Genomic DNA, 14860 nt, shown 5'->3' on the forward strand with positions numbered 1-14860 from the left:
AATATGCGGCAAAAGGCTCTTTGCACGCATCGTCCGGCAAGCCGCGGATACGGCGGCGGGCAAAACCGCCTAAACACAACGCGGCTATGCTGTTAAACTGCTTACCATGTTCGTAAGGATCATTCCGGCGTTCATTTTGGCGGCGATCTTGTCGTCCTGCGCCGTGCAAAAGAACACGGTGAACGCACGGCTCGACGCTGAGATGCCGCGGCGGATCATCTGGGCGTGGGAGCGGCCCGAGGATCTGAGCGGGTTTGACGCGAAGGAATTCGGCGTGGCGTTCCTCGCACAAACGCTGTTTCTCGAGAACGGCAGTATAAACCGCAAGCCGCGAATGCAGCCGCTTGAAACGGCGGACGGCGCGTATATCATCGCGGTAACACGCATCGAGACGAACAAAAGCACCGCAAAGCGGCCGACACTTGACGACGAGATGGCCGCCAAGACCGCCGATCTCATCGCGGCGACGCGAACGCTGCCAAACATGCGCGGCGTTCAGGTCGATTTCGATGCGGTCGTCTCGGAACGTGATTTCTATCGCAAAATGATGTTCGAACTGCGGCGGCTCTTGTCAGAACCGCCTGCGTCAGCGGGCGGTCAGAATGCCGGATCAGAAGACACGGACGGAAATGAGAGTGTTAACGAGCGTACCAACACTCACCACTCGCCACCCGCCATTCACCCCACGCTGACCATGACCTCGCTCGCCTCTTGGTGCACCGGCGATGCATGGTTCAATGACTTCCCTGTTGACGAAGCCGTGCCGATGGCGTTCCAAATGGGTGCGGACAGCGAAAAGATCCGCACCTATATGCGAAACGGCAACGACTGGATCGAACCGCTTTGCCGCGGCAGCTACGGCATCTCGCTCGACGAAGGCCTCCTAGACGGAATGAAACCCGGCCGCCGAATCTACTACTTCAAAAACTCCGCATGGAAGCAAGGTGATCTAAGCGGTTTGTAGAGAATTCGTGAGTTGAGCCATTCTCTCTCGACTAGCTAAAGCTCGTGGCAATTCTAAAACTTCTACAGAATTGCCACTAGCTTCAGCTAGTGGGTAAATTGCAATAAATGTTTTGGGCTTTAGCCCAATAGTGCAAACAGTCTGTTGGGCTAAAGCCCCGAGAAGTTATTTGCATCCAGACCACGCTCTAAATAGCGTGGCAATTCATATAGCGTGACTGTTGAACTGAGCCTTTAAGGTTTCGGTGTAAGGTGCACGGGCGACGCCTTTTTCGGTAATGATCGCGGTGACGAGTTCGTTCGGCGTTACGTCGAAGGCGTAGTTCGTGATGCCGACGTTGTCGGGCGCGAGCTGGATGTCTTTGACGTGCGTGACTTCGGTGCGGTCGCGTTCTTCGATGGGAATGTCGTCGCCCGTAGGACAATTTAGATCGACCGTGGACAAAGGAGCCGCGACATAGAACGGAATGTTGTGGCGCTTTGCGAGCACCGCGACCATGTAGGTGCCGATCTTGTTGGCGACATCGCCGTTCGCCGCGATGCGGTCGCTCCCGACGACCACCGCCTGCACATTCCCCTGCTTCATTATGTGGCCGCTCATATTGTCTGTTATAAGCGTTACGGGGATGCCGTCTTCCATCAATTCCCAGGCCGTAAGCCGCGCGCCCTGCAGGTACGGCCGCGTCTCGTCGGCGATAACGGCTATGTGCTTGCCCTGATCGACCGCGCCGCGTATCACTCCGAGCGCCGTGCCCCAAACACCGCCGGTCGCCAAAGCTCCGGCATTACAGTGCGTCAGAACCGTGTCGTTGTCGTGCAGCAATTCGCCGCCGTACTGCGCAATAAGCCGCTGTGCTTCGATGTCTTCGTCGTGGATGGCCTCTGCTTCGTCAATTAGCAGTGTCTTGATCTCGCTCACCGAACGGCCTTCGCCGCGTGCCTTCTCGAACGCACGTTTCATACGTTCGAGCGCCCAAAAAAGGTTAACTGCGGTCGGCCGCGTCGCACCTATAACCTCCGATGCGTATTCGAGATCATCCGCGAGGTCATCCGCTGTCGTGCCGACAAACTGCTTTGCCGCAAGCGCGATGCCGTAAGCAGCCGAGACGCCGATCGCAGGAGCTCCGCGCACGACCATATCCTTGATGCCGGCCGCAACTTCACCGTAACTCTTGAGCGTCAGCCATTTCTCTTCGGTCGGCAGCAGCCGCTGATCGAGCATCAGCACGCCTTCGTCCGACCACTTCACGGGAATGATCTCCAATTTCATAATGAACACGCATCGCGCAAAGCTTTGCGAAAGCAAAGATTATAGCGAATGAATGCCGCGGGCAGAAATCGGTAGGCGCCGCCCGCAGCGATCTCAATGCGGCATCCGGTGTCGAACGAACACATTGCCGCCGCTCAACTACATCGCAGCGGAAATTGCCGTCAGCCGTTTCATCGTTTATATTCGGTTGGTGCTCCCCGCAAAACCATGGAGGAATCGAACGACATCGCAACTAAGCCGCGACCCGCACCTAATATCCGAGCTGATTTTGAATTGACCCGCAATCTGCCGCCCGATCTGCAGGCTCTTGAACGCATTTCGCGCAATTTTTATTGGTCTTGGCAAGCCGACGGAGCCGATCTTTTCCGTGACATCGACGCGGCTCTCTGGGAAAAATGCGAACAAAACCCTCGGCTTTTCCTGCAAAAGGTTAAGAACTTCCGCCTCTGGCATCGCGCAGCAGATTCGCCGTATCTGGAACGTCTGGAACAGTTTGCAGCAAAGATGTCCGCGTATCTCGACGTTGCGGATCATCCGCCGCGTATCGCTTACTTCTGTGCGGAATACGGTATTCACAATTCGCTGCCGAATTACTCCGGCGGACTCGGCATACTCGCGGGCGATCACCTCAAGTCCGCGAGCGACCTCGACGTTCCGCTCGTTGCGATCGGCCTTCTCTATCGTTACGGCTATTTTCGGCAAAGCGTAACTCACGAAGGCTGGCAGGAAGAGCGCTATCAGGACGTTTTCGATTCGCAGCTCGCCTTGACGCCTGTAAAAGATGCGGGCGGCGAGCTTCTTACGGTCTGCGTACACATTCGCGGCCGAGAAGTTACCGCACGCGTCTGGAAAGCAAATGTCGGCCGCATCTCACTTTATCTTCTCGACACCAATATCTATCAAAATGCCGAGGTTGACCGCCTTATTACGGGACATCTGTACGGCGGCGACGCCGAAACGCGCATCGTGCAGGAAAAGGTGCTCGGCATCGGCGGAGTTCGTCTCTTGCGAAAGCTCGGCATCAACCCGGATGTTCTGCATTTGAACGAAGGCCACGCCGCATTCTGTACGCTTGAACTTGCGAGCGAGTATCTTGCAAATAATGCAAGCGCGAATTTTGCCGATGCAGTTGCCGCAGTTCGCCAAAAATGTGTATTCACAACACATACACCGGTCGCGGCCGGAAATGACGCATTCGACCCGAAGCTTTTGCTCGATTGTTTCAGCAAAGATTTCCTTCGTTCGCTAAAGCTTACCGATAACGAATTCATCGCGCTTGGCCGCGCCAACCTTTCGGATGATAAAGAGTTCTTCGGCATGACGCCGCTCGCCATCCGTATGTGCCGCTCGTCGAACGGTGTGAGCGAAAAACACGGTGAGGTTTCACGTGAACTGTGGCTCAAGATGTTCCCTGACCTCAGCGATCCGTCCGCCGTACCGATCACGTCGGTTACCAACGGCGTTCATCCGCCAAGCTGGATCGCACCGGCGTTCGGCTCGCTTTTCGAGCGTGAGATCGGTGCTGATTGGCATCATTTGATCCGTCAAAAAGATGAATGGGCCGCCGCTGTCGCAGGGATCTCAGATCGCGACCTTTGGGAGACGCATCAAAAATTGAAGGGCCTGCTAATAGCATTTATTCGCGAACGAACAGCCGTGAAGGACGCCGGCGGCATCGAAACGATCCACGAACACGAGAATATTCAAGGGCTGTTCACACAAGACATCCTTACCATCGGTTTCGCCCGCCGCATCGCTGCATACAAACGATGGGATCTTATCCTGACCGACCTGCCGCGGCTGCTCCGGCTAGTTGATGCGGTCGAGCGGCCCGTGCAGTTCGTCTTTGCCGGCAAAGCGCATCCGCAGGATTCGACAGCCAAGACGATGCTCCAAAAGCTTATGTCGATCGACCACGACTCGAACTGGCAGCGGCGGGCCGTCTTCCTCGAAGATTACGATCAAGAGATCGCACGATATATGGTCCACGGCGTCGATGTTTGGATGAACGTGCCGAGGCGTCCGATGGAGGCAAGCGGCACGAGCGGTATGAAGGCAGCAATGAACGGCGTCCTCAACTTCTCGATCCTCGACGGCTGGTGGATCGAGGGCTACAACGGCGAGAACGGTTTTGAGATCGGCGATACGGAGGTCGATGCCGAGAATCAAATGGACTCAGAAGATGCCGAGGCTTTGTACTCGACGCTTGAGAACGTGATCATTCCCGAGTACTACGCAACAGATGAAAAAGGTATGCACCGCCGCTGGATCGAGCGTATGCGGAACGCAATCGCTACGCTTACGCCGCAATTCTCAAGCGACCGAATGGTGAGCCAATATCTTCATGATATTTACGGCGAGTGAATAACTTATGGAGCGAACTGAATTTACGGTCGGACAGATCCGCCCCGTCGAATGCTTGAAAGAAGGCTGGGCACTGATCAAGGATGAGTATTGGATACTGTTCGCCCTCTCGATCGTCGGCGCGACGATCGCCGGCATCTCCATGTATATTCTCCTCGGGCCGATGGTGTGCGGCATCTTTTTGGCTTATCTGCGCAAGGTCGATGGCGGACGCGTCGTTTTCGACGACCTGTTCGCAGGCTTCAAGTACTTTAAGCAAACGATCTTGATTGTCATACTGTTCGTCGTGCCGATCATCGCTTATGTTGCTGCGATGACGATCACCGTATATCTGCCGCTGATAATTTCAGCCGTTCGAGGCCAACGGGTCTCCGGAGGAGAGCTTCTGGCAGCGTTCGCTCTTGGCGTCGCGGTCGAGCTAGTGGTGGCGATAATAATGGTCTGCATCCACTCGGTCCTGATCTTTGCCTTTCCGCTGGTCATCGACCGCGGCCTTTCAAATTGGGATGCGATAAAACTCAGCTTTCGTGCGGTGATAAAGAATCTGCGCGGTGTCGGCGGCTTTATGGCGTTGCAGATCGGTATTTCGCTTGCCGGAATGATGGCTTTTTGTGTCGGTGTTTACTTCACCATCCCGATCTTGACCGCTCTGCTGCTTGTCATTTACAGAAGGATATTTCCTCGCCTCGATGGGGCAGGCGAACTCGACGTTCCGCCCGTTGCCGCGTAAACTTGGTGGTAATGATACAGCCTACGCAGATCATCGAAGAATCTGATTCCGAATTGACCATCGCATGGTCTGACGGGAAAGAAACACGATACAATGCGGCACAGCTTCGCCGCGCTTGCCCATGCGCCCTTTGCCGTGATGAATGGACCGGCAAGAAGTTGCTTGATGATGACAATGTGGACGACGGCCTGACGATCAGATCCACCGCGTTGGTCGGCCGTTATGCGCTGAACTTTGTCTTCTCGGACGGTCACGAAGGAGGGATCTTCAGCTTTCAATATCTCTTATCGCTGTCATAATTCATTGTGATAAACTCATACAGATGCGTGAGTGCGATATTTTCAACGAGAAACAGGAAACCAAACGGGCATCGTACGCGTGTCCATTTTGCCGTGAGCGGTATGATTACGATGTGCGCTGGCTCAAGCGTACAAAAAAGAAGAACGTCGCCGCAAAAATGAATGATCGCGACCGCTCACAGTTCGAGAAGTCTCGCGATTACTTGGTTCGCATCGACGACATGCTCGCCTGCCAAAACATACGCTGCCGAAAGCGCTTCGAGATCCCGTCATCCCAATCGGTGGTATTCATATAAAAAACGGGCCGGCATTACGCCCGCCCGCTCATCAGTTTTTCTGTTTGACCGATCAATAGATCGTGAAAGAATATTGGAACGTCTTTGAGACCGTTTGCGGAACTCCGTTTATCTTTGCCGGCTCGAATACGATACGCCTTGCGGCCGCGATCGCCTGCTCGGTCAAACCGTAGCCGAGGCCGCTGACCGGTGTTATCGAACCGATAGAACCATTCGCATTGAACGTGATCTTCAAGGTAACGTTCCCTTGGATCTGATTCTGCCGTGCTGCATCAGTATATGTCGCTTTCGGCTTCGAGATGATCCGCAATGCTTGTGTTACGCCGGTCCTGGCCGCGGGCGGAGGTCCGGAGCTTCCGGTTCCGGGCCCGTCACCGTCGCCTATGCCGTCGCCGCGCCCATTACCTAAACCGCTGCCCGAACCGCTGCCTGCTCCCGAACCGCTTCCCGAACCCACGCCAGTACCGCGACCCGTTCCGATGCCGCCGCCGGAACCCGGACCGTCGGAGATCGTGCCGTATTTGGTCGTATCGACACCGTAGCGTTGATCAGGGTCTTTTGAGGTCTCATTCACCGGACCCTTTATCGCCATCTGGATCGGGATGTCGGGATTCGTCAAACGCTCCATATGCGCGGACGGAACGAACTGCGGTTCGCGAAGCATTGGCGGACGTGCACCTTGCGATGCGGGGTCGGGCTCATTCTTACCGCCGCCTCCTCCGCCGCCGCCTTTGTTACCATCCTTCGGCTGCTCCTTTTCTTCCAATATTGTGGTCGGATCATCAAGGAGCATAGCTGTGTAAATGCCGTCGTCGATCGCTCCGACACTCACATCCATACTAAAAATGTTGATAACAAGGCCGAGCACCATTACGCTGACCATGAACACGAAAGCTCCGAGAAGAAGCGAGTTGCGGACGCCGTTATTCTTCTCTTCGATCACCGTAACGTGAAATCCGTCATCCGCGAGCGGCACCGCAACTGAGTTGGCCGCAGGGCGAACGGCATCCGCATCAACCGCTGACTGCCGGATGAACACCGGTGCCGGCGGCACGGATCGCTCAGATTCGGCGACCGGTTCGGCGACAACCTCTCTTGTCGGCTCCGCAGCTAAAGCTTCGATGGTCTCCTCGGCCGAAGGCTCCGCCGGATGTGCCGCTTCGAGTTCAAGCACTGCTTCGGGGTCCTCTGTCGGTTCCGAAATAGTTTCCTTCAAAACGGGCACATCGTGCTCTGCCGGCGGCGCAGCCTCCAAAAGCGGTTCAGCTTCCCGTTCGGCCGCAGCGACCGGATTAAGCTCAAAAGCCTGAAGCGATGTACCGCATGTCGGACAAAAGCTGAACTTCTCCGCAAAACTTTCATCGCACGAGGTGCAAAACTTTACGACCTTTCCCATTTCTTCAACCTCATTCTTATCTCGGCGTCCGAGCGGTACGCCGAAGACATGCCGTGTGATTATAACGCCAATCGTTAACGTATGTTAAGCAATGTGAAACGCTATGCGGACACGCGTGAAGCAATGCCCGCTCCTGCACTGATAGATGCGCCATACGTTTGACGCGATGCCTGCCTGTTACTAGAATCTCAATTTAGTTCCCGCGTCATAATTCAAAGGATTTTTCGCGTGTTTACAACAATTACCGCTTATAATGCAACTAAATGTCCGGCTGCACACGAATTCCGCTTTAATTACGATGAAAGTCCACTATCTGTTCGATTTGAAACTTATCGCTTTCGCAGTGATCTTCGGGGCCTTTATTTTTGGGGCCTCCGCTGCGGCTCAGCCGCGTCAGGAGAGGCTCCTGAACGGACTTAAGATCCTGATGTGGCGCGATTATAACGCGAAGGATGTTTCGATCCGCCTCCGAATAAATTCGGGTGCGGCTTTCGATCCTCAAGGAAAAGAAGGGGTTATGCGGTTGACAGCCGACAGCATCTTTCCGAACCAAGCAGCTCGGGAGTACTTTCGCGACGAACTCGGCGGCGGCCTTGATGTCGTCACAAATTACGACTATATCGAGATCGATGCTTCAGGGCGGTCTGATACGCTTCTGCAGCTGCTTGAAACGGTAGCTGCCGCCGTTTCCTCACAGTCCATCGACAAAGAAGTAACATCCAAACTGAAACAGGAACTCACGGCCGAGGTATCGGCCGCCGCGGCCGATCCGGCAAAAATTGCAGATGCCGAGCTGAGAAAACGGCTTTTCGGCACTTTTCCATACGGCAGGCCGATGAACGGCAGCCCCGAGTCGATCGCGAAGATAGACTTTGCAGACCTGATCAATGCCAAACTACGCTTTCTGACGGCGGATAATTCAACACTCGCGATAAGCGGCAATTTTGACCCTTCATTTGCAGTTAAAGCGTCGAGAAGGCTCTTCGGGTCATGGGCGAAGGCAGACAAGACCGTGCCGCCAACCTTCAAACAGCCCGACGATCCGCCGAAAGAGGTGCAGACCGTTACTGTCGCGGGAGCCTCTAACCAATTTGTTCGCTATGGTTTGCGTGGGGTCAGCCGATCGGATAAGGACTTTGGCCCGGCGATGGTTCTCGCCCGAATTATGAAGGAACGGACAGAAGCCCGCTCGGGACGATCGAAAATTGAACGAGTATTCGCGGAAATGCAGCCTCATGTGCTTCCCGGAGCGTTCTTTCTTGGTTTTACAATGCCAAATGCCGGGATCGCAGACAGCAGCCTCGACATGACGAACTTTATTAAAGACCTCCTTTCGGCACCGATCACGGATACCGAAATTGCGGCGGCAAGGGATGAATTCCGAAAAGAATGGGCTAAGAACGACGCGGCAACACTGTGGCTCGATTCCGATACGTTCAAAACCGGTGATGCAGCATCGCAGGCAAAGATCGCTGATGCCGTTACGTTCGCAGATGTCAGGGCGGTCGCTGATCGTGTCGCGAAGGAACCTGTCGCAGCGGTCATCGTAAAAGGCGGCAACTGATTTGCAAGTGCTCTCCGAAAAAGAGAAGGCCCAGCGCGCGGCGATCCACGATATGTTCGCCGGTATCGCTAACCGCTACGATCTGCTGAATCATACGCTTTCGCTCAATATCGATAAGCGTTGGCGGCGGCGTGTTTCTGCGATCTTGAAGGATATCCTCGCGAACCCTGACGCAGATATCCTCGATATCGCGTGCGGAACCGGCGACCTTGCGATCGAGCTTGCATCCAAAGGCAACGCGGCCGTAACCGGAACCGATTTTTGCCGCCCGATGCTTGAGATCGCCGCAAAAAAGCTGCCAAAAGTGGCCCTTGTAGAGGCAGACGCGATGGCTCTCCCTTTCGCTGACAACACTTTCGATGCGGTCACGATCGCATTCGGGCTTCGAAATTTGCCAAATTTTGCGAACGGGCTGAGAGAAATGCACCGCATACTCAGGCCCGGAGGCCGTCTGGTGATCCTCGAATTCTCAAAGACATGGCTCCCGGGTTTTGGCGCGATGTTCAACTTCTATTTTTCACACATCCTGCCGCGGATCGGCGGTGCCGTGAGCCGTTCGCGAAGTGCGTACGAATATCTGCCGGATTCGGTCTCGAAATTTCCCGACCAGCAGGCGCTCGCTGAACTTGTCGGGCAGTGCGGCTTTTCCGATGTCAACTACGTTGATCTCACAGGCGGCATCGCTGCCGTTCATACGGGCACAAAGGCCTGAAGTTTGGTAAAATCATTTTGCTTCGCGCCTTGGCTTGATGAAATATCGGCTGATCAGTTTCATTCGACAGCTCGCGTTAATGCTTCTCGTCATTTGGACGGTCGTATCGCTCGTAACACTACTTATAGAGATCGTGCCGGGCGATCCTGCGACCGTGATACTCGGCGAGACGGCGACGTATGAGCAGATCCGCTTGTTCAACGAAAAGCACGGGCTTGACCGCCCTGCGTTTTTCTTTTCGTACGACAAAGAACAGGGCTTCAGGTGGAACGGCACTGATAACCGCTATCTCGATTATTGGCGAGGATTGATGACGGGTGATCTGGGCCGATCTTTCAGAACGGATCGGCCGGTGTTCGATATGATCGTCGAACGCTATCCGCTCACGATAATACTTGCGATCGCGGCGATGCTGGTGGCTGTCGGGCTTGCTCTGCCGCTTGGTGTATTAGCCGGCGCTCATAAGAATTCGATCATCGACAACCTTGCGTCGTTCATCGCCCTTTTGGGCATTTCACTGCCGACCTTCGTGATAGGCCCGTTCCTCGTTTACATTTTCTCGGTCAAGCTTGGGTGGTTCGCGGCTACCGGCAGTGCGTATGCTGAGGACATTGTGCTGCCGGCCGTTACGCTCGGTGCGGCCCTTTCAGCGATACTTACTCGAATGATCCGTTCGAGCGTGATCGAAGAGCTTGGCGAAGATTACGTGCGCACCGCTCGAGCAAAAGGACTGAGCGAACGCGTCGTGCTTCTTAAGCACGTCCTAAAGAACGGCCTCATTCCGGTCGTTACAATCCTGGGACTCCAGCTTGGCGTGCTGCTCGCGGGCTCAATAATCACCGAAAAGATATTCAATTGGCAGGGCCTCGGCCTTTTGCTCCTCGATGACGGTATCGGCAAGCGCGATTATAGGCTCGTCCAGGGTTGTGTGCTTGTAATAAGCGTTACGTTTATAATCGCAAATACGCTCACCGATCTTGTTTACAGCAAGCTCGACCCCAGGATCAGGTTGAGTTAGGCCAATTATTCTGAATGTTGATATGCCGAGACTTGCGTACATTGGGATCATTATCGCCGGATTGTTCATTCTTGCGGCGATCTTTGCTCCGTTCATCGCAACGCATGACCCGACGCTTCAGAACCTCGACCTCCGCTATGCACCGATGAGCGCGGCTCATTGGTTCGGTACGGACGCGCTGGGCCGCGATCTGTTTTCCCGCGTTGTTTACGGGGCACGGATCTCACTTGAGGTCGGGATCACGGTAGTGCTCGTTTCCGGCATCGTCGGTGTGCTGATCGGCGCTGTCGCCGGATACTACGGCGGCATCGTTGACCGCATCTTGTCGGGCTATGTATTCAACGTGTTTCTGGCGTTTCCCGGCCTTCTCCTTGCGATCGCACTCGTGGCCTTCCTTGGTGCGGGCCTCGGCAAGCTGATCCTCGCACTCTGCATTATCGGGTGGGTCGGGTATGCACGAGTTATGCGGGGGCAGGTGCTAAAGGTTCGGGAATATGATTTTGTGCAGGCGGCGCGTGCACTTGGTGCGGGAGATATGCGGATACTATTCACGCATATTCTGCCGAATTCGATCCAACCGCTGATCGTGCAGGCATCATTGGCAATGGCAGGAGCAGTGCTGTCCGAGGCGTCGCTGTCTTTTTTGGGCCTTGGAATTCCGCCGCCGGCGCCAAGCTGGGGAACGATGATCGACGAGTCGAGAGGATTTGATATTCTTGCTATCGCCCCGCACGTGATGTTCTTTCCCGCAGTTGCGATCGCGTTGACGGTGCTTGCATTCAATTTCATCGGTGACGGACTTCGTGAATACCTCGACCCGAAGCAGCGTGCAAGATGATGTGGATTTATGCTGTAAGGCAATGGAGGCCGGCGAACATTTTTTGTTTTCCCGCATCAAAACGCTAATGAACCGCTATCGAATATGTCTGTCGCTCGTTCCCGTGTTTTGCTTGCTTCTTGCAGCAGCGGGCGAGATATCGGCTCAATCAGGGCGCCGGACAGTACCGACCCCGACGCCTACGCCGACTGTTGTAAAGCCTGCGCAGCCGCAGTATTCCGAATCAAAGCCGAATCCGCCGCGGCGTCGCTCCGCGGCGGATAAATTTCCCGGTATTGGCGACGCTACGGGCACTCCGACGCCGACAACTGCGGCGACGGCGGGCGGCGACGATGACATTGTAAAGGTCGAAACGGATCTGATAACCATCCCTGTCTCGGTCTTTGACCGGAACGGCCTTTATGTGTCGGGCCTCGACGAGGATGACTTCAGCATTTTCGAGGATGGGGTTGAGCAAGAGATCGCCTACTTCGCTACCACTGATAAGCCGTTCACCATTGTCCTTCTGCTTGACACCAGCCCATCGACCGAATACCGGATCGATGACATACAGAATGCAGCCATCGCGTTCGTAGATAACCTTAAACCCGTTGACAGCGTCATTGTCATCGAGTTCGCAGGCAGCGTTCATGTCCTTACTGACGTCACGACGGACAGATCACGTATTTACAAGGCGATCAAGAAGGCAAGCTTCGGCAACGGCACGTCACTCTATGATGCGGTCGATCAAACGCTGCGGAAGAGGCTGGGCAAGATCGAAGGCCGGAAGGCGGTGGTCCTTTTCACCGACGGCGTTGACACTACATCACGCAAAGCTACCTACGAAAGCAGCCTGGACATTGCCGAGGAGGCCGACGCACCGATCTTTCCGATCTATTACAATACTTTCGGGCAACAGCCGCTGAATAGCGGCAGCATCGGCCTGCCTTGGCCGAATATTCTGGGCCGCTCTGCTCGCGGCCAATCAGCCGAAGAATACGCACTCGGCCGCAAATATCTGGAAGACCTTGCTACCTATACCGGCGGGCGCGTCTTTCGCCCCGAAGCAACGCCGGGTGGCCTTCAGAGGGCGTTCGAAGGCATCGCGGAAGAGCTCAGGCGACAATATAACATCGGCTATATTCCGAAAGAAGAAGGACGCGCCGGCCAGCGAAAGCAGATCCGTGTACGCGTTCGGAGGCCGAATTTGGTCGTCCGTTCACGCGACAGCTATATCGTCGGAGCAACTCAGGCAAAACCGTCGCCGTCGCCGTCAAAATAGGAGATCGGCCGCACCGTAACAAATGACCTTTCCGAGAGCTTCCGGGTTGCTGCTTCACCCGACATCGCTGCCGAATCGATTTGGCATAGGTGATGTCGGTGACGCCGCATTTCGCTTTGTCGATCTGCTTGACGCTGCGGGTCAAATGTATTGGCAAATGCTGCCGCTCGGCCCGACAGGTGAGGGAAATTCGCCGTATCAGTGCTTCTCGGCGTTTGCGGGAAATACTCTCTTGATATCGCCGGAAAGGCTTGTTGATGACGGCCTGCTCGACGGATCCGACCTAAGCGACACGGCGCAATATACAGCAGACAAGGTCGATTTTGATGCCGCACTCAAATTCAAAGGACAAGTCCTTTCAAAGGCCTACTACAATTTCCGGGACCTTCCTGACAGCGGCATCCGCCACGCGTTCGAGGCCTTTGTTCACGATAACAGCTTTTGGCTCGATGATTACGCGGCATTTCAAGTGATCAGATCGTTATTTGGCCAAAAGCCATGGAACGAATGGCCGGAACCCTTAAAGCTTCGCGAACCGGCCGCCCTGCAGGCTTTTGTTGATGCGAACAAGGAAGCGCTCGAGGCCCAAAAGTTCTATCAATTTCTCTTTTTTCGGCAATGGTTCGCTCTCAGAGCGTACGCCCATATCCACGGCGTAAAGATCATCGGTGATATGCCGATCTTTGTTGCGCTCGACTCGGCAGACGTATGGTGCAATCGCGACCAATTCAAGCTTGAACCTGACGGTTCGCCAAAGGTTGTTGCCGGAGTGCCGCCCGATTATTTCTCGAGCAGCGGACAGTTATGGGGCAATCCGATCTACGACTGGGACGCGATGCAGAAAAGCGGTTTCAGTTGGTGGGCGGCCCGTGTATTTGCAACGCTCCAGATGGTTGATATTGTGCGGATAGACCATTTCCGAGGCTTTGCGGCGGCGTGGGAGATACCCGCCGGCGATGTAACGGCCGAGAACGGTAAATGGGTTCACACACCCGGCAAAGAACTCTTCAGTGTATTTGAGAAGATATTCCCGGCCCTGCCGTTCATCGCGGAGGATCTCGGCTTCATTACGCCGGACGTGGAGGCACTTCGCGACGAATTCGCCTTTCCCGGTATGCGAATCCTCCAGTACGGCTTTGGCGGCGATGCAAAGGATCTTGGCTTGCCGCACAACTACGTAAGGAACTGTGTCGCCTATACCGGCACACATGATAACGATACGGCGGTTGGTTGGTTCAGATCGCACTCGGATGGGGCTGACGGCGGTTCGGGTGCTGACAGCACATACGAACATACGCTTGCATATCTGCACTCGGACGGCGCAGATATCCACTGGGATATGATCCGCTCCTTGTGGGCCTCGGTTGCGGACACCGCGATCGTACCCGTACAAGATATTCTCGGGCTGGGAAACGAGGCCCGAATGAATATTCCTGGGTCAAAGAACGGCAATTGGGAATGGCGCCTAAGAAAAGACGCCATTACCCCGGAGATTATAACGCGGCTTAAAGAACTGACAGAACTGTACGGCAGAGCGGTAATTTGAACGGCAAAACACACCGGCTCAGAACGAACAGCCCTTCGACCTTGGGATCATCAACTTAACCGGCAACCTATTGCAACGCCGTAAAGATAACGTCGGTCACATCGGCGCCAACGTCTATCAGGATCGCCTGCGGTGCGAAACTATATTGTTTTGACGCAATGCTGAGAACGTATGATCGTCCTGATTCAACATTCTCAAATCGAAAATACCCCATCGAACTCGGCCTTATGCTTACGCCGTGTCCTTCCATATCGGTAAGCGTCAATCTCGACAACGAAATTCCCTGTCCTGTTTGCGTAACAACCCGTCCGCTAATGGTCGCCAAGCCGGCAGTGGATGACAGCGGATCAGGCACCCAGAATCCGACAAAAGCCGAGTAGCCCGGTGCCGATTCCTGGATCCCCGCTGTCGGCTGAGAGATCGTACTCGAAACCGAGTAGGTCGCAGACGTCATTGTTCCGCCGCCGCTCGCGATCACCTGTTTTTGAAGAACGTATGGCGAACCCGTCGTTGCGGTCGGCGACGACTGAGCATTAGACACGGCAACGAGTGCGACAGAAATACAGAGTGTTGCTATCAGAGCTTTGAACATTTCGTCTCCTT

The 14860-nt window shown here is 54.9% G+C and carries 14 protein-coding genes; 11 read left to right on the top strand and 3 right to left on the bottom strand.

Translation table 11 applies throughout. The annotated features are described in order from the left end of the window. Positions 1-106 precede the first annotated feature (106 nt). Positions 107-964, top strand: coding sequence for a hypothetical protein (locus HS105_08490; protein MBE7516627.1), 858 nt, complete (start codon positions 107-109; stop codon positions 962-964). Positions 965-1168: 204 nt separating this feature from the next. Here HS105_08490 and mtnA read toward each other — a convergent pair whose 3' ends face one another. Further along, positions 1169-2233, bottom strand: coding sequence for an S-methyl-5-thioribose-1-phosphate isomerase (gene mtnA / locus HS105_08495; protein ID MBE7516628.1), 1065 nt, complete (start codon positions 2231-2233; stop codon positions 1169-1171). 207 nt (positions 2234-2440) lie between these two features. Here mtnA and glgP point away from each other — a divergent pair, with 207 nt between their 5' ends. From glgP to HS105_08515, 4 genes are read left to right on the top strand one after another with little or no spacing between them, the layout of a single operon-like run. Further along, positions 2441-4597 carry an alpha-glucan family phosphorylase gene (gene glgP, locus HS105_08500; protein MBE7516629.1) on the top strand — a complete coding sequence of 719 codons (2157 nt, stop codon included), beginning with the start codon at positions 2441-2443 and terminating at the stop codon, positions 4595-4597. 7 nt (positions 4598-4604) lie between these two features. After that, complete coding sequence (locus HS105_08505) at positions 4605-5327, top strand: hypothetical protein (GenBank protein ID MBE7516630.1); 723 nt, start codon at positions 4605-4607, stop codon at positions 5325-5327. Between the two features lie 11 nt (positions 5328-5338). Beyond that, positions 5339-5626, top strand: coding sequence for a DUF971 domain-containing protein (locus HS105_08510; GenBank protein ID MBE7516631.1), 288 nt, complete (start codon positions 5339-5341; stop codon positions 5624-5626). A gap of 23 nt (positions 5627-5649) precedes the next feature. Continuing rightward, entirely contained in the window at positions 5650-5922 is a 273-nt protein-coding gene (locus HS105_08515) for a hypothetical protein (protein MBE7516632.1), read from the top strand. A 52-nt stretch (positions 5923-5974) separates the two neighbouring features. Here the strand turns inward: HS105_08515 and HS105_08520 are convergent, their stop codons facing one another. Further along, positions 5975-7318, bottom strand: a complete 1344-nt coding sequence (locus HS105_08520; GenBank protein ID MBE7516633.1) for a TonB family protein — start codon at positions 7316-7318, stop codon at positions 5975-5977. Positions 7319-7640: 322 nt separating this feature from the next. Here HS105_08520 and HS105_08525 point away from each other — a divergent pair, with 322 nt between their 5' ends. The 6 genes from HS105_08525 to malQ all read left to right on the top strand — a co-directional run bounded on the left by HS105_08525 (position 7641) and on the right by malQ (position 14257). Further along, positions 7641-8882: an insulinase family protein gene (locus HS105_08525; protein ID MBE7516634.1), complete on the top strand. Its 1242-nt coding sequence runs from the start codon at positions 7641-7643 to the stop codon at positions 8880-8882. 1 nt (position 8883) lies between these two features. Beyond that, positions 8884-9594, top strand: a complete 711-nt coding sequence (gene ubiE, locus HS105_08530) for a bifunctional demethylmenaquinone methyltransferase/2-methoxy-6-polyprenyl-1,4-benzoquinol methylase UbiE (protein ID MBE7516635.1) — start codon at positions 8884-8886, stop codon at positions 9592-9594. 37 nt (positions 9595-9631) lie between these two features. Next, positions 9632-10612 carry an ABC transporter permease gene (locus HS105_08535; protein ID MBE7516636.1) on the top strand — a complete coding sequence of 327 codons (981 nt, stop codon included), beginning with the start codon at positions 9632-9634 and terminating at the stop codon, positions 10610-10612. 22 nt (positions 10613-10634) lie between these two features. Further along, complete coding sequence (locus HS105_08540) at positions 10635-11450, top strand: ABC transporter permease (protein ID MBE7516637.1); 816 nt, start codon at positions 10635-10637, stop codon at positions 11448-11450. 67 nt (positions 11451-11517) lie between these two features. Beyond that, on the top strand, positions 11518-12711 hold the full coding sequence (locus HS105_08545; GenBank protein MBE7516638.1) for a VWA domain-containing protein: 1194 nt from the start codon (positions 11518-11520) through the stop codon (positions 12709-12711). A gap of 22 nt (positions 12712-12733) precedes the next feature. Then, positions 12734-14257 (top strand): 4-alpha-glucanotransferase, encoded by a 1524-nt coding sequence (gene malQ, locus HS105_08550; protein ID MBE7516639.1) that lies wholly within the window; start codon positions 12734-12736, stop codon positions 14255-14257. 67 nt (positions 14258-14324) lie between these two features. Here malQ and HS105_08555 read toward each other — a convergent pair whose 3' ends face one another. After that, positions 14325-14849 (bottom strand): hypothetical protein, encoded by a 525-nt coding sequence (locus tag HS105_08555; protein MBE7516640.1) that lies wholly within the window; start codon positions 14847-14849, stop codon positions 14325-14327. Positions 14850-14860 lie beyond the last annotated feature (11 nt).

Origin of the sequence: Chloracidobacterium sp. (assembly GCA_015075585.1) — a bacterium.
In the GTDB taxonomy this organism is placed as follows: Bacteria; Acidobacteriota; Blastocatellia; order Pyrinomonadales; family Pyrinomonadaceae; genus OLB17.